Annotated in this window: 18 protein-coding genes; 9 read left to right on the top strand and 9 right to left on the bottom strand. The window is 72.2% G+C overall.

Annotation, left to right across the window (positions count from 1 at the left end; genetic code table 11):
- Positions 1–14 precede the first annotated feature (14 nt).
- From PKF00_RS04880 to PKF00_RS04865, 4 genes are read right to left on the bottom strand one after another with little or no spacing between them, the layout of a single operon-like run.
- On the bottom strand, positions 15–1307 hold the full coding sequence (locus tag PKF00_RS04880; RefSeq protein WP_271216118.1) for a lanthionine synthetase LanC family protein: 1293 nt from the start codon (positions 1305–1307) through the stop codon (positions 15–17).
- Positions 1304–4393, bottom strand: a complete 3090-nt coding sequence (locus PKF00_RS04875; protein WP_271216117.1) for a lantibiotic dehydratase — start codon at positions 4391–4393, stop codon at positions 1304–1306. Before PKF00_RS04875 ends, PKF00_RS04880 begins: the two co-directional genes overlap by 4 nt.
- 20 nt (positions 4394–4413) lie before the next feature.
- A complete protein-coding gene (locus PKF00_RS04870) occupies positions 4414–6363 on the bottom strand; it encodes an ABC transporter ATP-binding protein (RefSeq protein WP_271216116.1) in 1950 nt (649 codons plus the stop codon).
- A gap of 13 nt (positions 6364–6376) precedes the next feature.
- Positions 6377–6595 carry a hypothetical protein gene (locus PKF00_RS04865; protein ID WP_271216115.1) on the bottom strand — a complete coding sequence of 73 codons (219 nt, stop codon included), beginning with the start codon at positions 6593–6595 and terminating at the stop codon, positions 6377–6379.
- A gap of 541 nt (positions 6596–7136) precedes the next feature.
- Here PKF00_RS04865 and PKF00_RS04860 point away from each other — a divergent pair.
- The 3 genes from PKF00_RS04860 (at position 7137) to PKF00_RS04850 (ending at position 9474) form a co-directional block, all read left to right on the top strand.
- A complete protein-coding gene (locus tag PKF00_RS04860; protein WP_271216114.1) occupies positions 7137–7733 on the top strand; it encodes a hypothetical protein in 597 nt (198 codons plus the stop codon).
- Positions 7734–7834: 101 nt separating this feature from the next.
- The gene (locus PKF00_RS04855; RefSeq protein WP_271216113.1) at positions 7835–8632 is read left to right on the top strand and encodes a MerR family transcriptional regulator; all 798 of its coding nucleotides are present in this window, start codon (positions 7835–7837) and stop codon (positions 8630–8632) included.
- On the top strand, positions 8632–9474 hold the full coding sequence (locus tag PKF00_RS04850) for a hypothetical protein (protein WP_271216112.1): 843 nt from the start codon (positions 8632–8634) through the stop codon (positions 9472–9474). Before PKF00_RS04855 ends, PKF00_RS04850 begins: the two co-directional genes overlap by 1 nt.
- A 151-nt stretch (positions 9475–9625) precedes the next feature.
- Here the strand turns inward: PKF00_RS04850 and PKF00_RS04845 are convergent, their stop codons facing one another.
- Entirely contained in the window at positions 9626–11137 is a 1512-nt protein-coding gene (locus PKF00_RS04845) for an SPFH domain-containing protein (RefSeq protein ID WP_271216111.1), read from the bottom strand.
- Positions 11138–11197: 60 nt separating this feature from the next.
- A complete protein-coding gene (locus tag PKF00_RS04840; RefSeq protein ID WP_271216110.1) occupies positions 11198–11398 on the bottom strand; it encodes an NfeD C-terminal domain-containing protein in 201 nt (66 codons plus the stop codon).
- A gap of 458 nt (positions 11399–11856) precedes the next feature.
- Between PKF00_RS04840 and PKF00_RS04835 the strand changes: the two genes are divergently transcribed.
- Together PKF00_RS04835 and PKF00_RS04830 are read left to right on the top strand one after the other, a co-directional pair.
- Positions 11857–14640 carry a M4 family metallopeptidase gene (locus PKF00_RS04835; protein WP_271216109.1) on the top strand — a complete coding sequence of 928 codons (2784 nt, stop codon included), beginning with the start codon at positions 11857–11859 and terminating at the stop codon, positions 14638–14640.
- Positions 14641–14833: 193 nt separating this feature from the next.
- A complete protein-coding gene (locus PKF00_RS04830) occupies positions 14834–16828 on the top strand; it encodes an NAD(P)-binding protein (RefSeq protein WP_271216108.1) in 1995 nt (664 codons plus the stop codon).
- A gap of 197 nt (positions 16829–17025) precedes the next feature.
- On the opposite strand, the gene PKF00_RS04825 is transcribed toward PKF00_RS04830, so the two are convergent.
- A complete protein-coding gene (locus tag PKF00_RS04825; RefSeq protein ID WP_271216107.1) occupies positions 17026–18054 on the bottom strand; it encodes an acyltransferase family protein in 1029 nt (342 codons plus the stop codon).
- A gap of 138 nt (positions 18055–18192) precedes the next feature.
- Positions 18193–18999 carry an SDR family NAD(P)-dependent oxidoreductase gene (locus PKF00_RS04820; protein WP_271216106.1) on the bottom strand — a complete coding sequence of 269 codons (807 nt, stop codon included), beginning with the start codon at positions 18997–18999 and terminating at the stop codon, positions 18193–18195.
- Positions 19000–19193: 194 nt separating this feature from the next.
- Between PKF00_RS04820 and PKF00_RS04815 the strand changes: the two genes are divergently transcribed.
- From PKF00_RS04815 to PKF00_RS04800, 4 genes are all read left to right on the top strand, one after another.
- The gene (locus PKF00_RS04815; protein ID WP_271216105.1) at positions 19194–21701 is read left to right on the top strand and encodes a sensor histidine kinase; all 2508 of its coding nucleotides are present in this window, start codon (positions 19194–19196) and stop codon (positions 21699–21701) included.
- Positions 21701–22108 (top strand): roadblock/LC7 domain-containing protein, encoded by a 408-nt coding sequence (locus PKF00_RS04810; protein WP_271216104.1) that lies wholly within the window; start codon positions 21701–21703, stop codon positions 22106–22108. The genes PKF00_RS04815 and PKF00_RS04810 overlap by 1 nt, the downstream gene beginning before the upstream one ends.
- Positions 22109–22175: 67 nt before the next feature.
- Positions 22176–22523, top strand: a complete 348-nt coding sequence (locus tag PKF00_RS04805) for a DUF742 domain-containing protein (protein WP_271216103.1) — start codon at positions 22176–22178, stop codon at positions 22521–22523.
- Positions 22504–23079, top strand: a complete 576-nt coding sequence (locus PKF00_RS04800; protein WP_271216102.1) for a GTP-binding protein — start codon at positions 22504–22506, stop codon at positions 23077–23079. The genes PKF00_RS04805 and PKF00_RS04800 overlap by 20 nt, the downstream gene beginning before the upstream one ends.
- 132 nt (positions 23080–23211) lie before the next feature.
- Here the strand turns inward: PKF00_RS04800 and PKF00_RS04795 are convergent, their stop codons facing one another.
- Entirely contained in the window at positions 23212–24363 is a 1152-nt protein-coding gene (locus tag PKF00_RS04795; protein WP_271216101.1) for a methyltransferase domain-containing protein, read from the bottom strand.
- Positions 24364–24473 lie beyond the last annotated feature (110 nt).

The raw sequence follows: 24473 nt of genomic DNA, 5'->3' as shown, positions 1-24473 counted from the left end.
GGGCTTCCTCCTGGTCAGTTGAGCAGCAGTGCGGCGTCCCAGCCGGTGACGGGCGGCTCGCCGGTGGCGTGGCAGTGCAGGGCGAGCGCGATGCCCGCGGCGCCCTCGAGGAACCCCGGCCGGTCCGTCTCCGCCGCCGCGGCCGGGTGGGCGTACCGGAATCCGAACGGCGCCCGCGGGTCGAAGGCCTCGCGGATCCGGGCCGCGAACCCGTCGGCGGCCGCCGCGTAGACGGGGTCGCCGGTGTCGTGGGACATGCGCCAGGCGATCTGCAGCAGGCCCGCCCAGCCGTGGCACAGGGCGAAGTCGAAGACGGGCTGCTCACCCGAGGTCTCGAGCACGCCGCGTATCGCGGCGTTCGCGGTGTCCTGCCAGTCCTTCTCCTCCAGGGCCGCGCCCGCGAGATACAGGGCGCGCCCCAGGCCCGCGGCCCCGTAGCACCAGACGTCACGCACCCGTCTCGGATCACCGGCCCGGTCGGACGTGACCGAGTGCGGCCAGTACGGCCCCGCCGCGTCCTCGAGCCGCCAGGCGTCGAGCGAGGCCACGACGGCGGCCATCGCCTCGGCGTGCCGTTCGACCCGCACGTCCGCGCGCCACGCCAGGGCCAGCAGCCCGAGCGGACCGCCCAGCCCGTGCGCCAGGCCCAGGTTGAGGTGTCCTCCGCCGGCCCCGTGCCCCATGTCGTGGTGGACCCACCAGGCAGGCACGCGACGGCCGTCGACCGTGACGTCCGGGGCGAGCGCGGTGCGCACGAGCACGTCGAGCGTCCGCCGGAGCGCGTCCCCGACCGCGTCGTCCCCGGTCGACTCGTACCGGGCCAGCAGGTGCCTGCCGAATCCGGCCCCGCCGGAGATCACGTCGTATCCGCCCCAGTCGCCGATCGGCTCGGCCGCGTCGAGCCGGGCCCGCCGGGCGTCGGCCCAGTGCCGGACCTGGCCGACGACGGCCTGGTCCAGATAGGACAGCAGCTTCGTGTACCCGCCCGACGTGCGGGCGGCCGCGTGGGCGGCGAACGCCAGGGACACGGCGCCGCCGTACAGGGAGGGGGTCGGCGGGGGCGCGTCGGCGGCGAGCGCCGCCGTCAGGTGGGCGTGCGCGCGGGCCCGCTGCGCCGGGTCGGCCGCGCCGAGCTCGGCGAACAGCAGCGCCACGGCGGGGTGGGCGTCGGACAGCCCGACCGGCTCCCACGAGGGCGTCGTCCGCGCGGGCAGGGCCAGTTCGTTGCCCGGCCGCGCGGCGATCGCCGCGACCTTCAGGGGGTCGGCCAGTTTGTCGGCGACCGCTTCGACGATCCGCGTTGTCATCGGTTCAGGTGTCGCTCTCGGTCGTGGTGCGCCTGTACGGCGCCGCGGGCGACGGCGTAGGCGTCTCGTTCCGTGTGCGGGTCGATGCCGGCGAGCCGGTTGTGGTGCATGTGCAGCATGCTCGCGAAGGCGTCCGAGGGGTCGTCGAGGGTCTCGCGGGCCAGCCTGCCGTAGGCCGCGAGCGCCTCGGCGCGACGCCGCCAGCTCTCCAGCACACGCGGCCCGCCGGGAAGTCTCGCCAGCTCCGCGGCGCCCGTCACGGGGTCGAGCAGCCGTGTCGCCTCCGAGCGGTGCTGCCGGAAGGCGCCGTGCCGCTCGCCCTTGGGGTAGGCGCGGAGCAGCCAGTCGCGCCATCCGTCGCCGTGCAGGTGCTCGGCCATGTCGACGTGGTTGGCGGCCAGCAGGAGCAGCATCGGCAGGTCCAGCATCCTCTGCTCCCGCAACGTCAGTTGCTCCAGGACGCTCTCCGCGTCGGCGTGGAAGGCTCGTTCGGCCGCCTCGACCAGTTCGGGGCCGCCGTATCTGGCGATCTCCGGACGGTAGGCGTCGATGACGATCCCGCTGATCAGGTTGGCGTCGGCGAGGTCGGCCGCCCAGCGGTGCGCGATCGGCAGCAGGTGCGTGTTGAGCTCCGCGGGCTCCCCGTGGAAACGGAGCCGCAGGTGGGGATCCTCGTCGCGGTAACGGACGAAGAACCACCGGTCGCTGACCGGGGCGGCCTGGCGGACGAGTTCGGGGAGGTGGCGGCTGAGCAGCTCGCCGTGCCGGCCCGCCGTGGCGTAGACCTTCAGGTACAGCCATTCGCCGCCGGGCAGGTGAACCCGCCGGACGGCGGGCCGCCGGACGCTCTCCACCGTCTTCCTCAGCACCGTCTTCCTCGGCACCGTCTTCCTCGGCGCCGTCTTCCTCAGCTCTGTCTTCCTCGGCCGGACCGGACGCAACGGGACCACGACCTCCGTCGCGTGACCCCCCGCCCACCCGGAGCCGTGACGGCCGCCCGCGGGCTCCTCCTGGAGCACGATGCCGGGGCGTTTGCGCAGGTCAGCGTGGAGAAGCCGAACGTGGGACGCGCTGGTCAGGTCGAGGCGCACCCGATGGTCGGCGCTCGTCGCGTACACGACGTCGGGCACCGCCCAGTCGGCCCGCCAACGGTCGAAGACCCGCCGCCAGGCGGCCCAGTCCTCCTCCCCTCTCAGGCGCGGGTCGGGAAGCCAGCGGGCGGAGGCGAATATCGTGCGGCCCCGGCGCACCCGCGGCAGGTACGGCAGCCGCTCCGCCGCCCCCCAGGTCCACAGCGGCCAGTGCGGCGTGCGGCTCTCGCCGACCTCCATCAGGAACCGCGCCGCGTTCGGCATCGTGAGCTGCGGGTTCAGCGCGTTGAACGTCATCGGCGCCAGCTCACGGCGGTCGTGCCTGGAGACCACGAAGAAGCGGTGACGGTCCGCGCCGACCAGCAGGTCGTCCAGGCCCAGGTCCCCCGGGCGGTCGGCGAACACGCCGATCCGCAGGACGTCCTCGGTCAGCCGCGGCACCTGGGCGACGTTCGAGGTGCGGGAGTGCACCGTCGGCCCCACCAGCTGGGCCGGTACGGCCGGGGCGGCCTCGTCGCGCGCCGCGGCCGCCACCGCCGGACCCAGCTCGGGCAGAAGGTGGAGGAACCGGCCGAACATCGCGCCCGGCCGGGTGAAGTTGGCCGGGGCCACGACCAGCCGGAAGTCGCCTGTCCGCAGGGCGTCCGCGGAGTCGGCGAGAAGCTGGGCGCACATCTCCACGTAGGAGGTCCGCTCGTCCGCGCTTCCCGGCCGGGACAGCCGGGCGACCAGCTCGTCGTCCAGCACGATCTCCGGGTCGCCGCGCTGGGCCAGCCCCAGCAGCAGGGCGTCGCGCCCCGCGTGCTCCGCCGCGCGATCGCGGGGCCGCCGGACGCCGGGGGGCAGCAGGTAGCCCGCCGGGGGCCCTATGCCGGCCTCGGGGTCGAGCACCTCCTTGATCGGGACCAGTGCGCCCGTCCCGTACCGTTCGACGAAGTCGGCCCGGTAGTCGGCCAGCGGGTCGAACGGGGCCAGGTCGGGCGGGGCGATCCGCCAGGCGACCGTGGCCGCCTGCTCGAACTCGGAGGCGACCGCGTCGGGCAGGACGACGTCGGCGTCCATCGCCAGGTCGACCTGGATCAGCCGGTCGGCGGCGCGCAGGCGGCGCATCACGGAGGTCGCCGCCCGCCACGCCTGCCCTCCCTCTCCGGGGGAGGTCCGGGCGTAGGCGGTCAGCGCGTCGCGGACCTCGGCCAGTCCCGCCTCCTCCGGGAGCCGCTTCAGCGCGTGCCCGAGGGGGTCGTCCACGGTGGCCGGCGGACGCAGGTCGGTGAGCAGGAACTCCCCTTCGACGAGCTGCGCCACCATGCGCCGCACCGTCTCCCGTGGAACGTCGGGGAAGTCGCCGCGGAGCAGGTCGACCAGTTCGGGGTGGGGGATCGGGCGCTCCGCGGCGGCCAGCACTCCTCGCACCGCGCCCGTCAGCCGGACGGTCCTCTCCCGGTCGTCCGGGGCCCTCTCGTCCGTCTCCTTCCTGACCAGGGGCAGGACCAGCCGGTCGCCGCGGATCAGGCAGAGGTCGTTGACGACCAGGCGCAGACCTTCCAGCACGGCCGGATGGGTCTCCCACGGCCGGATCACCTCGATGAGCCACCCCATGTCGGCGCGGACGTGCTTGCGGTGCTCGGCGCCGATCCTGAACTTCGACTCCGGGTCGAACCGCGCCGGGGCGACGCCCGCCATCAGCCCGAAGGGGGTCGCCCGGTGCGCCATGCGGGACAGGTACCGGCTGGTCGCGAACACCATCCGCCGCAGCCTCGCGGGTGAGACCACGCCCCCGGACGCGACCCGGTCCAGGCCCGCGTCGAGCCCGGCGCTCGACACGGCGATCGCCTCGCGTGCGACGGGATGCTCCGCCACCTCGCGGAGGAAGGCCCGCATCGCCTCCGGCTCGTCGAGGTTGTCCGGCGGCTCGGGCAGCGAGGGCCCCGCCCCTGTCGCGGACAGCCGTGCGACGGCCACATCCAGCGCGCGGAACTGCGATGCCTGTGACATGTCCCCTCCTCTGACGACCTCTACTGACGGCTTTCTGTCATGGGGCTCACGCCCGTGAACTGCTCGGCCTGGAGCCGGTACGTGGCGGCGTATCCGCCGTCGGCCTCCATGAGCTCGGCGTGCGTGCCCCGCTCGACGACCCGGCCCGCGTCGAGCACGTAGATCCGGTCGGCGCGGGCGACCAGGGCGAGCTGGTGGCTGATCAGGATGACCGTCGTGCCGTGTCCGGTCAGCTCGGTGATCCTGTTGAAGGTCTCTATCTCGGCCGCGGGGTCGAGGGCCGACGTCGGCTCGTCCACGACGAGGACCGGCGCGTGGCGGTACCAGGCGCGGGCCAGGCCGAGGCGTTGCCACTGGCCGTTGGACAGGTTGACGCCGCCCCAGAACTCCCGGGCGAGCAACGTCCCCATCCCGTCGTCGAGACGGCTCAGCACGGCGTCGGCGCCGGTCGACCGCAGCGCGTACGCCAGCCATCGCCGGTCGACGGCCCGCTCGGGGCGGCCGATCACGATGTTCGTCTCCGCGGTGAACGGCCACTGCACGAAGTCCTGGGAGACCAGGGCGACCTGGTCGAACAGCGCGTCGCGGTCCAGCTCTCCGGTGGGCACGCCGTCCCACAGGACCGTTCCGCCCGAGGGGAGGTACAGGCCGGTCAGGAGTCTGGCCAGGGTGGACTTCCCCGACCCGTTCTCCCCGACCAGCGCGACGACCTCGCCGCGCCGGATGTCGACGTCGACGCCGTCCAGCGCGGGCGTCCGAGCGCCTGGGTAGGTGAAGCGCAGCCCGCGTGTGGCGATCGTCCCCACCCGCGGCGCGGGAGGCCTGCCGCCCGCCGGGATGGCCTCGGCCTCGGCCCTGACGCAGGCGTCGCGCCACTCGACCGTGAGCAGCCCGTCCTGGTAGAGCTGCTGGAACTGCATGACGAAGGACGTCAGGGTCATCATGCTCGAACGGATCGCGAACGCCGCGGTCCCGGCCGTCGCGAACGCCATCTGGTCGTTGATCACCAGGAGCAGGAGCGCTCCGTAGGTCGCGAGGGCGGCGAGGCCGCCGACGCCGCCCGCCACGGAGCGGGTGCGGGCCTCCTGTCCGGCCAGCCTGGCCTGCTCCTGCGCGGACCTGGCCGACAGGCGCCGGTAGTGCGAGAGCAGGAAGGGCCCCACCCGGTGCGCCCGTATCTCCTCGGCGCTCTCCCTGCTGGTCATCAGCTGGGACAGCACGTCGAGCTGGCGGGACATGTCCATCCAGCGCTTCATCGACGCGTGTCGCGCGCCGACCGTGCGCGCGATGCTCCACGCCTTGGGGACAAGCGCCAGCAGGAGCAGCGGCACGAGGATCGGGTTCAGCGCGAGGAGCACGGAGAGGGCGGCGACGATCGACACGAGTCCGCCGCTCAGGCCCACGGCGCGTTCGGTCATCCGCCGGGTGGCCTCCGCGCCCTGCCGGGCGGCGCTGAGCCGGTTGTGGAAGTCGGGGCTCTCCGTCGTGACGAGCTCGACCGCCACGACTCGTTCCAGCAGGGTCGTGTTGGCGAGTTCGGCGACGCGTGGTCCGAGCCTGCCGGAGGCGGCGACGGCCACGGCGTCGCAGACGCCGCGGACCGCCATCGCGCCGACCATGAACACCGCGACCGGCGCCAGCGCGTGAAGCTTCGCCTGCGCGGGCGCGGCCGAGAAGAGACCGGTGAGGAGTCGCTGCGTGGTGAGGTAGGTCGCCGAGGTCGCGAGGCCCATGACGAGCTGGCTCGTCGCCACGGCCGCCAGGGCGGCCGGATCGGCCCGGTAGCCGAGCCTGAGGGTGGTCCCGACGACGGAGGGGATCCTCCGCAGCGTCGCACCGGTTCCGGCGCCGGAGGCGGCGCCGTGCTCGTGGGGGAGACGCAGGCCCTGCCCGAACAGCGGATCGGTCTCCGCCGTCCGGGCGGAGGCCCGCGCGTCGTGTCGCCCGCTCGCGGTCGACTGCTCTCTCATCGCGGCCGTTCGATCAGCAGATGCACGGCCTGCCGGTGGCTCCGCAGGTGTGTGTGTTCCCGCAGGCGTAACAGGTGTAGCTGCAGGTGTGCCACGTGGGGTCGCACGCGTACACGCAGCCGTCGGAGTCGTCGGCCATCCTCATGCCGTCGGGGGCGGCGCTGCGGAAGTGTGCCTCCCAGCCGAAGCCGGCAGCGCCCTCAACCCTCGGATCAAGATCGAATTCGCCCACGTCAACACGCCCTTTCATCGGTAGGCACGGATCGTCCTTCCAACGGCCCGCGCCGCCGTACGCGGGAGGTCCCTGTGCGGGGAGGTGCCGCGCGGGGGCCGGACCGTCGTCAAACTAACCGTCGCCTCAAGGCCCGGTCATCGGCCGGAACAGGGGATGGCGGGAAACCCGCGAACATTGGCAGCGGAGCCGACGGTGGGCCGATCCGGGCGGCCGCAGCGGAGGCGGACGCCGAGGGGAACCGCGGCGGGGCGGACGCCGGGAGAAGACCGGAGCGGAGGCCGACGCCGGGAGAAGACCGGAGCGGAGGCCGACGCCGGGAGAAGACCGCGGCGGGGCGGACGCCTCCCGCTCCTGGAGGGGCCAGCGTGGCGTCTTCCCCGAGGGGGTGTGATCGACATAATGAGATACAGCCTGGTCAGGGCGGGTGTCCGGCGTCTTCGCCTGGGTGCTCCCGATACGGGCTCCGTCCTCGTCAGTCTTCCGGCGTCCGGTGGGGACGTGTCACCCGCGTTGGGCGTCCGTCTGGCAGGAGAAGCACATGCGTTCCGTTGTAGGGCTGGGAGTGGCCGCCGCTCTCGCCATGGGGCAGGACGCCTCGTCCGCGGTCTCGCCGCCGTCGTCCGCGGGCGTCTCCCTGAGGGGCGCGCCGTCTCCGGGCGTCTCGCCGTCCCCGAGCGCCGCCCCCACCGCGAGCACGCGGAAGTCCTCCGACGACCGTCTTCCTCCGGAGTTCCTCCCTCCCAACTGGAAGAACATCACCTCGCTCAGGGTCCTGCCGGAGTGGCCCCGCCAGCACAACGACGTCCGGGTGTTCGTGCACTGCCCCCCAGAGGCGAACCACGCGCTCGTCGGCTCGACCGCGTTCAACCTCAGGGGTTCGAGGCGGCTCTACCGGGAGGTCGGGATAGGGATCTCCAAGAGGGGCCTCGGCCGCGACGCCGTCTCGATCTCCTACTACGCGCTTCCCGGAGTCCACGAGGTCTGCCTGAAGTGCGTGAAGGTCAAGATCGATCATGAGACCCGCATCAGGAGGATCCACCTGATCAGCAGATACTCCGTCCCCATCCGGGTCCGCAGGTTCGACATCGCGCAGTTCTTCGCCTGGCATCCCGCTCCCGAGGTCCGCGCCTCGTGACCGCCGCCCTCCACGGGCTTCGGACGCCGGGCGGCTCCTCCACCGGCGACGCCGCCGCTCCCCGTTGACCTTGCCGTAGCGTCAACGTTTCTAATCAGGGCATGCGAATCGGTGAACTCGCCGCACTGGTCGGGGTGTCCTCCCGGACCGTGCGCCACTACCACCACCTGGGCCTGCTGCCGGAGCCCGTACGGCTGGCCAACGGCTACCGGGAATACCGGCTGCGCGACGCGGTGGTCCTGGCCCGGGTACGGCGGCTGGCGGAGCTCGGTCTGTCGCTGGACGAGATCCGCGACGTGCTGGCCGACGACCGGGGCAGGGAGCTTCGCGAGGTGCTCGCGGAGCTGGACGCCGACCTGGCCAGACAGCAGGAGGAGATCGGCGTCAGACGGAGCAGGCTGGCCGCCCTGCTGGCGGAGGCCGACCTGCACCCCGACTCGACGGTGTCCCCCGACATGGCCGCGGTGCTGCGCGACCTCCCGGCGGGGGGTTCGAGGCTCGCCGAGGTCGACCGCGAGCTGCTGGCGCTGGTGGACAGCGTGGCCGACCCCGCCGACCGGGCCCGGATGCTCGACCTGATGCTCCCGCTCACCGAACCGGACGCGCTCGCGCGAGGACACGCCCTCTACGGACGGCTCGACGACCTCGCCGACGCCGACCCCCGCGACCCCCGCGTCGCCGTGCTCGCCGCGGACCTCGCCGCCCACATCCCCGACGAGATGGCCGCGGTGATCGTCGCGAACCTGGACGCGGTCTCGGAACACCTGCGCCCGCCCGGCCCCGGGCCGGTGGAGAACCCGACCGGCAGGCGGTGGATGGAGACGCTGCACGCCGAGGTGTCTCCCGCCCAGGCCGAGGCGTTCCGCCTGGTCATGATCGCGCTGAAGGAGAGAGGGTGATGCTCAGGGTCGCGCGCGCCGCGCTGTTCGCCGTGCTTCCCGTAGAGCTGCTGCTCGTGGTCCTGACCGTGTCGGGGGTCTCGCTGCCCGGCCCGGTGCTCGTGGCGGCCGAGTCGGCCGTCGCGCTGGTGCTCGCCCTGGAGGCGGTGACCGCCTACCGGCTGTTCAGGGCCGAGCGCCGGGGCGGCGCGGACCGTGGGGCGGCGCTGCGGGCGACCGTTCACCGGCTGGTGCCCGTGCAGGTGCGCAAGGTCCTGGAGTTCGAGCTGAAGGGGATCGTGAGCCTCGCCCTGTGGGTCGCGCGCCGCCGTGACGGCGTGCCGCCCGGCGCCGTCGCCGTGCCGTACTCGGCGGAACAGTCCTCGACGCTGCTGGTGCTGCTGTTCGTGACGGGCGTCGAGACGGTCGTCGTCGATCTGATGCTCGTGGCGCTGGACGTGCCGACCGGGCCGCGTCTGGTGGTGCTGGCGGCCGACGTCTACGGAATCGTGCTCGGGCTGGCGCTCGGCGCGTCCTGCGTCACCCGACCCCACGTCGTGACCTCGCAGGAGCTGCGCGTCCGCTACGGCGGCTACTTCGACGTGCGCGTCCCCCGCGACCTGATCTCCTCGGTACGGCTGTCGCGCAGCTACAACGAGAGCGGCATGGTCACCCTGACCGACGGGCGGCTCGGCGTGGCGGTGTCCTCCCAGACCAACGTGGTCGTCGAACTGGCCGGACCGGTCGCCTTCGTCCGCCCCCTCGGCCGTCGCGCCGAGGCCACCTCGATCCGCTTCTTCGCCGACGACCCGAGCCTCGTCCTGAACGCCCTGCGCCCCCTCCAGCCGCACGACGCGCCCTGACCCCCGAGCCCGCCGCCGGGCGGGGCCGGGACGCGGCCGCCCTCCCTGCGGGGGAAGGGCGGCCGCGTCCCGGCGAAAGGGTGTCCCGGCGTTCAGAGAGCGAGGCCGACGTTCAGGGAGCGGGCCTGGCGTTCAGTGTGCGGGCCGGCGCTCAGGAAGCGGGGTCCGCCGCCTTGCCGTTGGTCTCCGGGGCGGCGCCGTTGGCCTCGGGGACGGTGAGGCTGGGGACGGGGAGCCCGCCGTTGAGAAGGGAACGGGCGAGGCCGAGACCGGCCCCGCCGAGGGTGAGGGCCTTGGCGAGCATCTCCTCGATGCCCTGGGCGCCGTTGAGGACCACCATGTGATCCACATTGCCGATCGCCTTCGCGCCCGCCTCGACGATCTGCGGCCAGTTCTCGGCGAGCTGCTGGGCGATGACCGCCTCCTGGTTCTCGGCGAGAGCCTCGGAGCGGGCGCGGATCGCCTCGGCCTCGGCCAGGCCCTTCGCCTTCGCCGCCTCCGCCTCCGCGAGGCCCTGCGCCCTGGCGGCCTCGGCGGCGGCCAGGCCTCTGGCCTTCGCGGCCTCCGCCTCACCGAGACCGGTGGCCTTGGTCGCCTCGGCGGCGGCGAGGCCGCGCAGCCGTACGGACTCGGCCTCGGCCGCGGCGGCCTGCTTGACCTGGGAGGCCTGGGCGGCGGCGCGGAGCTCGGTCTCGCGGGCCTCGGCCTCGGCCTGGGCGATGCGGGCGTCGCGTTCGGCCTGGGAGATCGTCACGGTCTCGTACGCCCTGGCGTCCGCGGGCTTGCGCACCTGGGACTGCAGACGCTGCTCGGCGAGCTGGGCCTCCAGCTCGGCGGCGCGGGTCTCCTGGACGACGACCTCCTGGCGGGCCGAGGCCTCCGACAGCGGGCCCGCCTGACGGGACCTGGCCTGGGCCTCGTCGATCTCGGCCTGGTAGGCGGCCTGCTTGATCTGGGAGTCGCGCCACGCGGCCGCCTTGTTCGCGGCGGCGATCTGCTCGGCCTCCGTGGCCTCCTGGTCGCGCTGGGCCTCGGCGATGCGGGCGGAGGCGGCGATCTTCGCGGCGTGCGGCTTGCCGAGGTTGGTGATGTAGCCGGTCTCGTCGTCGATCTCCTGGATCTGCAGCGAGTCGACGATCAGACCGAGTTTGATCATCTCGTCGGCGGCGGAGGCGCGGGTCTCGCCGGTCAGCCGCTCGCGGTTGAGGATGAGGTCCTCGACGGTCAGGTTGCCGATGATCGAACGCAGGTGACCGGTGAACAGCTCGTGGATGGCGCCGTTCATCGAGTCCTGCTGGTCGAGGAAGCGGCGGGCGGCGTTGGCGATGGAGTGGAGGTCGTCGCCGACCTTGTAGATCACCACGCCCCTCACGACCACCGGGATGCCCTGCTGGGTGACGCAGGAGACCTGGAGGTTGGCCGCGCGGCTGTCCAGGCGCAGGCGGCGGGCGGTCTGGAAGCCGGGGAGCACGGCGGTGCCCTTGCCGGTGACGATCTTGAAGCCGAGGCTGTCGGTCTGCTCGGACCTGCCCCGGGCGCCGAGGCCGGAGATGATCAGCGCCTCGTTGGGCTCGGCCACCCGCCAGACGGCCTTGAACAGCAGGATGAGGATGACGAGGACGACGAGGACGGCGCCGCCCACGACGAGATACTCGGTTGGCAATGTGGCCTCCGCGGTGGGAGAGGTTGGCAAGGTGGCCTCCACAGCGAAAGAAGGGGGAGGTCAGACGAGCGCGCGGGCGACGTAGACCGTGCGAGGTGGGAAGTACTCCACGACGACGACGATCGAGCCGGTGGGGATCACCTCTTCGGGGACCGTGGGGTGCGCGTAGAAGGCCTCGACGCCGCCGCGGACCGCCAGCAGCACCTCCCCGACCAGGCCGGGGCCGATCTTGCCGGTCACCCTGCCCTGCTTACCGACCACGTAGGCTCCCCGTCCCATCGTGAAGCGGACCCACCCGCCGTGAAACAGATCCGCGACTGCGGACGCTACTCCGACATGTCCTGTTCCACCACCCTTTACGGCGTGGAACGGACGCCACCGAGCTCCTTCGCGAACACCGGCCGTCTCGTCACGCCCAGCGGTCCCTCGTCGCTCGTTCCCTCCCGTCAACGATCACGGAATCGGCGACGTTCCGTCCCGCTCCCGACGGCCGGTTCGCGTCTCGTGCGATGAGCGCCCGCCACTCACGCGTTCGCGACGCCTCGACCTCCCCTGGCCGCGACATCCAGGCGCGTCAGGAACGCCCATAACACCACTGAATGGAAAAGCGTTGGCTACTCGCCTCAGACAACCGGTGTCACGTTGAGTTTCGCTTCGAGTTGAGCCTGACGGCCCGGTTCCGGTCCCCTCCCCCCAGGGACATCCAGAGGAGTCACGCATTGAAACCGAACAGCAGATCACGCGTCGCGGCGTTACTCACGGCGGCGCTGAGCGTCGGCGCCCTGCAGGGCGTCCCGCCCGCCGCCGCCTCTCCCGCCCCCCACCCCGTCGGCCAGGCCCCTGCGGCGATCGCCCCGGCCGCCGTCGGACAGAGCGCCGGGCAGAGCGCCGGACAGAGCGCCGGGCAGAGCGCCGGGCAGGCTCCCCCTCACGCCCAGCCGGAGGTCCCGCCGTACGCGCCGCCGGACGCGCGGGCCCGCGCCCGCGCCCTCGACAGCGCCGACCGGGCCCTGTCGGCACGGGCCGCGGACCTCCGCACCGGCGACGGTGACGCCTTCAGGCGCCCGGCCGTCGTCTTCGGCCCCCGCGGCCTGCAGTACCTGACCTACGAACGCCTGCACCGGGGCCTCCCGGTCTACGGCGGCGACGTGATCGTCGCCACCGACCGCGACGGCGGCTCGGTCCTCGCCGTCACGACCGGCCAGCGCGAAGACCTCGACGAGGTCGGGACCAAGCCCGTCGTCACCGCGGAACGGGCCCGCGCGACCGCCCGCGACCTGCTGCGCTCCGTCACCGGCCAGACCGCCCCCCGTCTCGTGGTGCACGCGGCGGGCGTCCGCCCCCGCCTGACCTGGGAGACCGTCGTCACCGGCGCCTCGGCGGAGGGCCCGTCGAAGCTGCACGTCTACGTCGACGCCGCCGACGGCTCGATCGCCGACCGATGGGACGACGTGCGCCACGGCATCGGCCACTCCCACTACAACGGCGACCCCGTCTATCTCGACACCTCGGGCTCCCCCGGCTCCTACCGCATGACCGACCTCACCCGGCCCGGCCTGAGCTGCGCGGCCCCCAACGGCACCGTCTTCAGCGGCGAGGACGACGAGTGGGGCAACGGCTCGGCGACCGACCTGGAGACCGGCTGCGTCGACGCCCTGTTCGCCGCGCAGCACGCGTGGGACATGGCGCGCGACTGGCTCGGCCGCAACGGCTTCACCGGCGACGGCCGCGGCTTCCCGATCCGGGTCGGCCAGAACTTCGCCAACGCCACCTGGACCGGCAGCGGCGTGTGGATCGGCCGCAACGAGAGCGCCACCAGGCAGCTCACCTCCCTGGACGTCGTCGGTCACGAGTACGGCCACGCCATCTTCGAGTACACCAGCGGCGGCAACGGCAGCGGCAACGAGAGCCACGCCCTCAACGAGTCGACCGGCGACATCGTCGGCGCCCTCACCGAGCACTACGTCAACCACCCGCCCGAGCTCGACGAGGCCGACTACCTGGTCGGCGAGGAGGTCGAGCTCGCCGGCCCGGGCCCGATCCGCAACATGTACGACCCGGCCTCCCTCGGCGACACGGCCTGCTACACCGACGACGTGCCCAACCAGAACTCGTACAAGGCCGCGGGCGTGCAGAACCACTGGTTCTACCTGCTGGCCGAGGGCAACCGCACCGTCGGCAAGCCCCAGAGCCCGGTCTGCGCGGGTGAGGGCGTGAACGGCATGGGCATCCGCAAGGCCGGTGAGATCTACATGACCGCCCTGAACCTCAAGACCGTGCCCTGGACCTACGCCAAGGTCCGTCTGGCCACCGTCCAGGCCGCGCGGGCCCTGTATCCGGGCTGCGCCGAACTGCGGCAGGTCAAGGACACCTGGGACGCGGTCGGCGTCCCGGCGTCCGACTCCGAGCCGGGCTGCCCGCCGGAGAGCCAGGACTTCGCGGTGAACCTGGCCGAGTCGAACGGGATCATCGACCAGGGCGCCTCGACGACGGTGGCGCTGCGCACCCGTACCGTGGGCGGCCACGGTCAGTACGTCGACCTGTCCGCCGAGGGCGTCCCCGAGGGCGCGACCGTCGCCTTCTCCCCCAACCGCATCTCGAGCGACGCCGACTCCACGATGACGGTCACCACCTCCGCGACGACCCCTCCCGGCGTCCACACCATCCTCGTCCGCGGCACGGGAACCGTGTCCCGTACGGCGAGCTACCGGCTGACCGTCACCCCGGCCGCCCCGCAGAACGACTTCTCCGTCGCGCTCGACCGCGACCAGATCTCCGTCGACCGGGAGACCACGGCCACGCTGACGCTCACCACCGCGACCACGGCGGGCGCCCCGCAGCAGGTCGCGCTCACCGCCGTCGGCGTCCCCGACTCCGTCTCCGTCACCTTCAACCCCGCCAAGATCACCACAGGGCAGAGCGCCAGGGTCACCATCCACCCCTCGAAGCTGACGCCCTACATCGGCTACCCCGTCACCATCCGCGCGACCGGCGCCTCCCGCCGTACGGCCGCGCTGCGACTGACCGTGCGCGACCCGCGCCCCGACGACTTCTCCGTCACCCTCCTGCCCCCCAAGGCCACCGTCGAGGCGGGCAACGTGATCTCGACCACCCTCAGGACCTCGACCGTCGCGGGCGGACGCCAGCGGGTCACCGTCACCGTCGGCGGCGCTCCGCCGAACGCGACCGTGACGGCGAACCCCGCCTCCATCGACTCCGACTCCTACAGCGGGATCAAGGTCACCACGTCGGCCGCCACCCCGCCGGGCACCTATCCGATCACGGTCACCGTGACGGGGTCGGTCACGCACTCGGCGACCTACACCCTGACCGTCGTCCCCCGCCCCGTCCCCGCCTGGCGGGCTTACACCGCGTACAGGCCCGGTGACGTGGTCGCCTACAACGGCTCCACCTACCGGTGCCTGACCGGCCACACCTCCATGCCCGGCTGGGAGCCGCCCAGGGCGCCCGCCCTGTGGGCGCCGGTCCGCAGGGGAGGCTGACCACGCATTTCCCATTGACCGCCCCGGCCCCGCACACGGTATATCTTTTCCTATAAGACGTATTTCCGCCGGATGGGCGATAACCGCCTGTCCGGCGGAAATCGTGAATGACATTTCAATACGTCGGGTAAAAAGTTCCCGCCGACCCCGTGAGACGCCCATCTCAGGCCGTCCGGTTCGTGATGATCCCTCCATGACCGATCCCCAGGAGATCACTTCTCGCGGAGCCGGGGAGCTGGGAATGAACCGCCCGATCTCCCGCCGTGACTTCTTCGACGGCGTGGCGGCGACCGCGGGGATCGCGGCTCTCGGCTCGCTCCCCGGACTCGACGGCGGGGGCGCGCCGGGGACGGCGGACGCCGACGGGCCCTGGGCTCCCGAGCCCCTGGGGATCGCGCCCGAGCCCCGCTTCCCTCCGGTCCTGACCGGGCTGCGGGGCGACACCGCGGAGACCCTCGGCGTGCCCCACGCCCTGCGTGACAACCGGTTCTGGATCCACGCGGGCACGCCCGTCCCGACCGGGGAGCGCTACGACCTGGTCGTGGTCGGCGGCGGGATCAGCGGGGTCAGCGCGGCCCACCGGTGGCTGGAGAGCGCCCCCGGCGCGCGGATCCTGATCCTCGACAACCACGACGAGTTCGGCGGGCACGCCCGGCGCAACGAGTTCCACCCGGAAGGCCGCAGGGGGCCGCTGGTCGGATACGGCGGATCCCAGTCGATCGAGAGTCCCTCGACCTGGACGCCCGAGGGCAGGGACCTGCTCGGCAAGCTCGGCGTCCAGGTCCGCGGACTCGGCGACCGCCTCGACCGGGGGCTCTACCCCGGCCTCGGCATGCACGCCGGCGTTCTCTGCGACCGGGAGACCTTCGGCGTCGACAGACTCGTCGCCCTCCCGCCCGGCCGGGAGCCCGCGCGCTGGATCGCGGAGCTGCCCGTGGCCGAGCGGGCCAGGCGGGACCTGCTCATGCTCTACGAGAACCCGCCCGACTGGTTCCCCGGCCTGTCGGACGGCCAGAAGAAGGAGCGCCTGGCCGGGCTGACCTACGCGGGCTTCCTCAGGGACGTCTGCGGGGTCCACCCGGACGTGCTGCGGTTCGTCCAGACCATGCCGAACGACGAGTGGGGCTACGGCTCCGACGCCTTCGGCGCGATCGACGCCTGGGGCAGCGCGGACGAGTACGGCTATCCGGGGTTCTCCGGGCTGGGGCTCGACGCCTCCAGGCCCTCCGAGTACAACTCGCCGAGTGTGGCCAGAAGGTGGGGCGCCGACGACCCGCACGCCTGCCACTTCCCCGAGGGCAACCAGGCGCTGGTCCGGATGATGATCGGCCGGATGGTCCCCGGCTTCGCCACGGCGGTCGACATGGAGGGCGTGACCACCGCGAGGTTCGACTACGGCAGGCTCGACCTGCCGGGCAACGCGGTCCGCGTCCGCCTGTCCAGCACGGTCGTCTCCGTCGCGAACGACGGCGACCCCGCGACCGCGACCACCGCGACGGTCGGCTACTTCGACGGGGAGCGGGTCAGGACGGTCCAGGCCGCCGGCGTGATCATGGCCTGCTGGAACATGGTGATCCCCTACCTGGTCGACGAGCTCGCGCCCGAGCAGAAGCGGGCGCTGCGCGCGGCCGTCAAGGTGCCGCTGCTGTACGCGACGGTCCAGCTGCGCGGCTGGGAGGCCTGGCGGAGGGTGGGGGTCAGCCGTGCCCGCTTCACCGGGGCCTACTGGTGCGTCGCCGAGCTGGACCATCCGGTCAGCGTGGGCGACTACCGGTGTCCGACGGCCCCCGATGAGCCGATCAACGTGCACATGGTCCGCACCCCCGCGGCGCGGGGCATGTCGCCCGCGGACGGCTCGGCCGCCGGACGCCGCGAACTGCTCAGGACGCCGTACGCCTACCTGGAGCACAGCATCCGCGACCAGCTCGCCCGCCTGCTCGGGCCCGGCGGCTTCGACCCGGCGCGCGACATCCAGGCGATCACGGTGAACCGGTGGGGCCACGGTTACGCGCCCGAGTACGCCACCCCGTGGAACCTCGACTTCTACCCCCACGGAGAGTTCCCCGCGACCCTGGCCCGCCGCCGCGCGGGGCGGATCGCGATCGCCAACTCCGACTCGGTGCCCGCCGCCTACGCCGACGCGGCGATCACCGCCGCCTACCGCGCCGTCCAAGAACTACAGGAGTGACCCCAAGCCCAAGCCCCGCGACGCCGCCCCACGTCCCTCCCTGTTCGGGCCCCGCTCTACTTCCCTGTTGGGGACTGGTTGTCGGCTTGGGCGCGCCGGTGGCTGAGGGAGGAGTGAGGGAGCGCAGCGACTGAACGACGAGTGAAGACACCGGCATCGAGGGCGCCCAAGCCCCCGCGACGCCGAAGGCGTCGCAATTAAGCAGGCCGGCGCAGGCGGGTGAACGCCCAGCTCATCCTGGGTTCGACCGCCCAGTGGGTCAGCTTCCGCACCGGGGGTGCGCACAGCAGCGCGGCGAGCGCGACCCCGAACGCCGCGACGGCCGCGACTCCCGGCACGGTCTCCGCCCAGTCGCCGTAGAAACGCTCGGCGACCTTCACGACCAGGCCGTGGAGCAGGTAGGCGTACATGGTCGCCATGCCCAGTCCCGAGTACCACGTGCGGCGGGACGGGGTGACGGCCAGGAACGCCGCGACCAGCAGCGCCCCCGCGCCCAGCAGGGCCAGCCTGATCAGGCTGCCGGTGAGGTCGTCGACCCCGATGGCGTCGTTCGCGTGCCGCCAGCGGATCCACTCGGTCCTCACCGAGGAGTGCACGGCCAGCGCCGTCGCCGCCCCCGCGACCAGCGTGACCGCGCCGGCGATCCTGACCCTGGGGCGTCTGAGCAGTTCGAAGTGCTCGGGACGCAGCATGAGCCCGAGCACGTAGAACGGGAGCAGCCCGAGCGTGCGGTTCATCGACAGCTCGTCGGGGAGCCTGCTCGTCCCCGACAGCAGCGAGAGGCCGACCGCGACCACCAGCGGCCACCTGAGCTGCTGCCAGACCGGCGTGGACAGCCGCCACAGGAACAGCGACATCAGGAACCAGGTCAGGTAGTAGGGGTCGAGGAGGCTGATGTCCAGCTTGCCGTACATGATCAGACGCGGCAGCGAGTAGACCAGCTCGAAGATCACGTACGGCACGGCGAGCGTGCTGATCAGCTTGCGCGCCTTGCCCGAGGAGAAGGTGAAGTTACGTGACAGGTAGCCGCTGAGCACGATGAACAGCGGCATGTGGAACACGTACACGAAGAAGTAGGCCGCGTGCGCGACCGGCACGTCGCGCAGGTCCTCGATCAGGTGCCCGGAGACGACCAGCGTGATCGCCAGGAACTTGGCGTTGTCGAAGAAGGGGTCCCTGTCTGCCGAAGGTGGGAAGGCCACCCGGCGCGGGCTCGCGACACTCACAGGGCACGCACCGTAGTCGCCCCTGTTCAACGCGCGGCGAACTGCCGATGACCTCCCGGGGAACTTCCCCTGGGAACGGCGTCGAGGACAGGGCCGGGGACTGCGCCGGACACAGCGCCGGACACAGGGCCGGGGCCGTCAGGCGACGGCCTCCGCGCTGGCGTCCCAGAGGGCGCGGGCCAGGTCGGGGTCGGTCATGCCCCTGGGGACCGCGGCGGGAGCGCCGTCGGCGAAGTAGCGGCCGGGATGGGCGGCGCCGTCGGGGTGGGTGGCGAGATGGACCAGCGTGCTCGCGCCCTCCTCGGCGCTCCTGCCCATGCCGGGGACGTTCTTGACCATCCACATCATGAACGTCTTCGGGGCGAACTCGGTCTTGATCACACCCGGGTGGAAGCAGGTCGCGGTCACCCCGGTTCCGGAGAGACGCCGGGCCAGCTCGACCGTGAACAGCGCGTTGGCCTGCTTGGAGTCGCCGTACTGCAGCCAGCCGCTCCATCTGCGCCGGTCGCGGTTCAGGTCGGCGGGGTCGAGACGGCCCGTCCTGCCCGCCCGGGAGGAGGTGGTGATCACCCGTCCCGTCACCCGCTCGAGCAGCAGATTCGTCAGCAGGAAGGGCGCGAGGTGATTGACCTGGATCATCGTCTCGTGGCCGTCGCCGGTGAGGCTCCTCCGGGTGGTCATGACCCCCGCGTTGTTCACCAGGACGTCGATTCGCTCGTAACGGGACGCCAGTTCGGCGGCGAGCCTCCTGACGTCCTCAAGGGAGGTGTAGTCACAGGTCAGCGTGTCGGGCACGGCACCCGAGACGGCCCTGACCCGCTCCGCGACGTGAGTCAGCCTGGCGGTGTTCCGGCCGACCAGAACGACCTGCCGCCCGCGACGGGCGAGCTCGACCGCAGCGGCCTCACCGATTCCGGCACTTGCCCCGGTAATCACATTAATCATCAGATCCTCCACTGCGCGAAAACCTTATCGGTGCTAGTCTCCTGTGCGATCTTCCGGAGGCGTAACCATCCCCAAGGCAGCGCGGGCCTCCACACACTCAGAAGTTGGGACGAGTGGGCATGGGCTCTGGAAACCGGTCAATTCGGTTCAAGATCTTTTTGCTGCTGCTCTTACCCCTCTTATCGTTGAGTGCATTGTGGGGTTTTGCCCTTAACCTGACCGTCGGCGACGGCGCAGCTCTGCTGCGGTCGAACAGCCTCTACCAGACGGTCGGCCTCACCTCGACCGAGCTGGGACTCCAGCTTCAGGCCGAGCGGACGCAGTCCTCGGTCGCCATCAGCTCCCGGGTCCTCACCAGCGGGATCGGCGACCAGCGCGGCCGTACCGACCGGGCGGTCGAGAAGTTCCGCACGGCGGCGCTCGCCGACGATTCCGGAAGTCCGGAAATCCGCACCGCGCTGCACGGGGTGCTCAGGCAGGTCGACCGGCTGGCGATCATCCGCTCCGGCATCGACAGCGGACGTCACTCCCGGCTCGAGGTGCTGTCGAACTACAACCAGATCCTGGACTCGGTCTTCCTGCTGTACGACCAGCTGGTCGCGGTCCCCGACCTGGGGATCTACCAGCAGGCCGCGGCCATGCAGTCGATGGGCAACGCCCGCGAGATGATCGCCAGGGAGAACGCGCTGATCAGCGGCGCGCTGATCAACTACCGCCTCTCCGCGCAGGAGCGCGAGGCCTTCAGCGAGTACGCCTCGACCAGGCGCTACCTGCACGCCCGCGGCCTGTCCGCCCTGGACTCCGAGCTCGGCAAGCCGTACCGCGACACCTTCGACTCGACCGCCTTCGAGAGGTTCGTCGCGATGGAGAAGGCCATCACGGGAGCGACCGGCGGACGGCTGCCCGTGGAGGCCGAGCGGTGGAAGCAGACCACCAACGGCCTGTCGACCTGGCTCGACCAGCTCGGCGTCGCCTCCTCGAACATCCTGTCCGAGCGGTCGCAGTCGGTGGCGACGGGGATCATGGTCAGGATCGCGGTCGCGGGCGGCCTCGGCCTGCTCGCGGTGATCGCGTCGATCATCCTGTCGGTCCGCTTCGGCCGCCGCCTGGCGAGCGAGCTCGCCGACCTCCGCTCGGCCGCCCTGGACCTGGCGGACGTACGGCTCCCGCACGTCGTCGAACGGCTGCGACGCGGCGAGGAGGTCGACGTGCCGACCGAGGTCCCGCCGATCAACGTGGGCGGCTCGACCGAGGTCAAGGACGTCGCCCACGCGTTCGACTCGGTGCGCCGCACCGCCGTCGAGGCCGCCGTCGGCCAGGCCAACCTGCGCCGCGGCGTCAGCCACGTCTTCGTGAACCTGGCCCGCCGCAAGCAGAGTCTCCTGCAGCGCCAGCTCACCCTGCTCGACAGCATGCAGCGCAGGTCGACCGACCCGGACAGCCTCGACGACCTGTTCCGTCTCGACCACCTGACCACCCGCATGCGACGGCACGCGGAGGGCCTGATCATCCTGTCGGGCGCCGCGCCGGGACGGGCCTGGCGCAACCCGGTCGCGGTGGTCGACATCGTCAGGGCGGCGATCGCCGAGGTCGAGGACTACACCAGGGTCAGCGTGGCGCCGCTGCCCAACGCCGCGCTCGACGGCGCGGCGGTCGCCGACATCACCCACCTGATCGCCGAGCTGATCGAGAACGCCACGATCTACTCCCCGGCGCAGACCACGGTGACCGTGCGCGGCGACGTCGTGGCCAACGGCTTCGCCCTCGAGGTGGAGGACCGGGGCCTGGGCCTGCGCGCGGAGGAGTACGAGGCGCTCAACGAGCGGCTGGCCAACCCGCCGGAGTTCGACCTGGCCGACAGCGACAAGCTCGGCCTCTTCGTGGTCGGCCAGCTCGCCGCCAGGCACGGCATCAGGGTCATCCTGCGCGGCTCGCCCTTCGGCGGCACCACGGCCATCGCCCTCATCCCCCGCGCCGTGCTCGCCGACGCCTCCGCCCCGCTCACCCTGACCGCGGAACGTGTCGACGAGCACCCCGCCGACGCCGCCGAGCTCTTCGAATCGGGCGTGCCGAGCGCGCTGACCGCCGCGCCCGCCTCCCCAGGCGACGCCTCGGGGAGCGGCTTCCCCGGCGACGGAGCCTCCCACGCCGCCTCTCGCACCACGGGCCCGCGCAACGGCGTCTCCGGCAACGGGACATCCCGCAACGGCGCCGCGGGCGGCGGCCTGCCGCGCCGGACCAGGACGACCCCCTCAGGGCCCTCGGCGCCTTCCACCGGGTCCCCCGCGGCCCCGGCGGCGCCGCCCGTCCTGTCCCCGGCGTCCGCGGGCCGCACCTCCCCCGGCGATCACCCCCTGGCCGCCCCGACCCTGTCCGTGGTCGCCGACACGTCGACCAGGAGAGCGGCCCTCGGAGGCCTCTCCGACGCGTCCGGGGACAGAGCTCCGGGGACGTCCCGCGAGCCCGCCTCGGGCTCCCCAGGGACCCGTCCCCTGCCCCGGCGGGTACGGCAGGCCAATCTGGCCCCGCAACTCCGCCAGGAGACGTCACAGCCGCCCGCGGAGCCCGCTCCCGAGGCCGCCGAACGCTCACCCGACGAGACACGGGCGCTGTTCTCCGCCTTCCAGGCGGGGGCGCGACGCGGGCGAGAAGAGGACGGAAACGACTTCCCACACCAGACGACAGGCGACAAGGGGGACTAATGACCGGCAAATTCACAAGCACCGGCGAGCTCAACTGGCTCCTCGACGACCTGACCAGCAGGGTGGGCGCGGTACGCCAGGCGGTGATCCTGTCCACCGACGGGCTCGCCGTAGGCTCTTCCAAGGGCCTCAGCAGGGAGGACGCCGAACATCTGTCCGCCATCGCCGCCGGCTTCCAGAGCCTGGCGCGCGGGGCGGGACGCCACTTCGGCGGCGGCGAGGTGCGCCAGACCATCGTGGAGATGGAGTCGGCGTTCCTGTTCGTCACGGCCGCGGGGCAGGGAACCTGCCTGGCCGTGCTGAGCGACGCCGACGGCGACGTCGGCCACATCGCCTACGAGATGGCGATGCTGGTCAAGCGGGTCGGCCAGCACATCTCGACCCAGCCGCGCCAAGGGACCTCGTGAGAGCGCGAGGCGACCGGCACGGAGTCCACGGGTCGTCCGCGCGCCGAGCCGACGGCGAGGCGGGCGGATGACGCGCTGGATGGACGAGGAGGCGGGACCGATCGTCCGGCCGTACGCGCTGATCGGGGGCCGCACCCGGTCCTCGGGCGACACGCTGGACCTGGTCGCGCTGGTCACCGCGACAGGGGCCTTCCCCTCGAACGGGTTCGTCCCGAGCCCGGAACAGGAACGCATCCTCTCCCTGGTCACCGAGGCGACCTCGGTCGCCGACGTCGCCTCGGAGCTGGACCTGCCGCTCGGCGTGGTCCGCGTGCTCCTCGGCGACCTCAAGGACCACAAGCTCATTTCGATCGGGCGCGCATCGGCGAGCGAGCGCATTCTCAAGGAAGTGATCAATGGACTTCGGGCCCTCTGACGAACCTGTCGCGCTCAAGATTCTCATCGCGGGCGGCTTCGGGGTGGGCAAGACCACGCTCGTCGGTTCGATCAGCGAGATCCGCCCGCTGCGCACCGAGGAGGTGCTCTCCGACCGCGGCATCGGCATCGACGACGTCGAGGGCGTGGAGAGCAAGACCACGACCACGGTCGCGATGGACTTCGGCCGCATCACGATCAGGGAGGGCCTGGTCGTCTACCTGTTCGGCACTCCCGGCCAGGAGCGGTTCTGGTTCATGTGGGACGAGCTGTCCTACGGAGCGCTCGGCGCGGTCGTGCTCGCCGACACCCGGCGGCTGACCGACTGCTTCCCCTCGATCGACTACTTCGAGCAGCGCGGGACGCCGTTCATCGTGGCGGTCAACTGCTTCGACGGCGCCGACCGGTACGAGGCGGAGGAGGTGCGGGTCGCCCTCGACCTGGATCTCGACGTGCCGGTGCTGCTGTGCGACGTACGGCGCCGCACCTCGGCCAAGACCGTGCTGGTGACGCTGGTCGAGCACTCGCTGAAGGTGCTGACGGCCAGTCAGCCCTGAGCCTGCGCCGGGAGCGCCGAGACGGCGACCTCGAAACCCCGCGGGGCCGGCGACGGCCCCGCCCCCTCCACCGAGCGACCGCCAAGAGGCGGGAGAAGCGTCCCTTCGCGCCCTGAGCCGCCGCGGGCGATCTCACCGAGTGCGTACGGCCTGCGGAACGAGCGCGGACGGCTCCCGCAGCCACACCTGCTGGCGGCCGTCCGCGGTGACGGTCAGCCCGAACTCCTCGTGCCCCGGCCGCCCCCGCTCGGCCCACCACCGGTGGGCGGCCTCGACCTCGTCCCACAGACCGCGCGGCCCGCCCTGGTAGACCCGCGAGGCTGCGGGGTCGTCCTCGTCGAAGTACACCGCCGCCCACGACCGGTCACCCAGGCCGTACAGCCACATGGTCATGGTGCCGCTCGGGGAGCGGGCGTAGGTGTGGACGCACTCGGGCAGCAGCAGGCCGGTCACGAAGTCGAAGGCGGCGTAGCCGGACTCGTCCACCACCTCCGCGACCGGAAGCGCGGTGGTCGACCGGCGGGTGTCCTCAGGCCAGTCGTCGCCGGGGGGAAGGTAGTCCTCGTGGGCGGGCCAGTCCAGGCGCTGGGCCCGAATCCGCATGAACCGGGTGGCTCTGAAAAAGCGTCCGCTCGCAGTTCCGTCGTCGGCCACAGCCAGCCGGACGGCGGCGCTCTGCCCGCTGTAGTGGGTCCCCCATGGCATCACCAGCACACCGCCGGGACGAGTCTGCTCGATCCAGACCCGAGGTACCTGCCGGACGCCCGCGGTCACCAGAATCCTGTCGTACGGCGCGCCTTCCGGCCAGCCGAGCAGGCCATCACCGACGACGAGTCGCGGATGCCAACCGGCCGAAGCCAGAGCCTCGCGCGCGGTCTCGGCCACCGCCTCGTCCACCTCGACCGAGACGACGTTCTCCTCGCCGAGCCTGGCCGACAGCAGGGCGGCGCACCAACCGGTACCGGTGCCGACCTCCAGCACCTTCGCTCCGTCGAACACCGACAGCTCGGCGAGCATCCAGAACACCAGGCTCGGCGCGGAGCTGGAGCTGCTGGCCACCTCACCGGGAGCGGTTCCGGTGTGCCGGCCGTCGTCCCACTGGGTGGCGATGGGCACATCGGCGTCGGCCCAGTACCGCCACTCCTCGGGGTCGTCGAGCTTGGAGACGGCGATCCCGCCGTCGGGCCACATCACGTCGGGCAGGAACAGCTCCCGGGGAGCCGCCTCGTAGGCGGCCATCCAGTCGGAGGTCAGCACGCCCGTCTCCACCAGAAGGTCGCGCAACCTCCGCCGCCCGGTTTCCGGAATCACTTCTTCGGATCCGGCTTCGGCTTCTCGTGCTGCCCGGGTGGTGCGCCACCATCCAGCTCCGGCCCCTTCGGCGCGCCTGGGAT

This window comes from Streptosporangium carneum, assembly GCF_027922005.1.
Classification (GTDB): Bacteria; Actinomycetota; Actinomycetes; order Streptosporangiales; family Streptosporangiaceae; genus Streptosporangium; species Streptosporangium carneum.
The sequence above is the reverse complement of the archived record's forward strand: the minus strand, read 5'-3'. Positions and strand labels throughout refer to the sequence as shown.

Bases quoted from the DNA above. Each gene is read 5' to 3' on its own strand.
- PKF00_RS04830 (WP_271216108.1), top strand. From the start codon at position 14,834: ATGACCGATCCCCAGGAGATCACTTCTCGCGGAGCCGGGGAGCTGGGA.
- PKF00_RS04810 (WP_271216104.1), top strand. From the start codon at position 21,701: ATGACCGGCAAATTCACAAGCACCGGCGAGCTCAACTGGCTCCTCGAC.
- PKF00_RS04860 (WP_271216114.1), top strand. From the start codon at position 7,137: ATGCGTTCCGTTGTAGGGCTGGGAGTGGCCGCCGCTCTCGCCATGGGG.
- PKF00_RS04850 (WP_271216112.1), top strand. From the start codon at position 8,632: ATGCTCAGGGTCGCGCGCGCCGCGCTGTTCGCCGTGCTTCCCGTAGAG.
- PKF00_RS04800 (WP_271216102.1), top strand. From the start codon at position 22,504: ATGGACTTCGGGCCCTCTGACGAACCTGTCGCGCTCAAGATTCTCATC.
- PKF00_RS04880 (WP_271216118.1), bottom strand. From the start codon at position 1,307: ATGACAACGCGGATCGTCGAAGCGGTCGCCGACAAACTGGCCGACCCC.
- PKF00_RS04870 (WP_271216116.1), bottom strand. From the start codon at position 6,363: ATGAGAGAGCAGTCGACCGCGAGCGGGCGACACGACGCGCGGGCCTCC.
- PKF00_RS04820 (WP_271216106.1), bottom strand. From the start codon at position 18,999: ATGATTAATGTGATTACCGGGGCAAGTGCCGGAATCGGTGAGGCCGCT.
- PKF00_RS04805 (WP_271216103.1), top strand. From the start codon at position 22,176: ATGACGCGCTGGATGGACGAGGAGGCGGGACCGATCGTCCGGCCGTAC.
- PKF00_RS04855 (WP_271216113.1), top strand. From the start codon at position 7,835: ATGCGAATCGGTGAACTCGCCGCACTGGTCGGGGTGTCCTCCCGGACC.
- PKF00_RS04875 (WP_271216117.1), bottom strand. From the start codon at position 4,393: ATGTCACAGGCATCGCAGTTCCGCGCGCTGGATGTGGCCGTCGCACGG.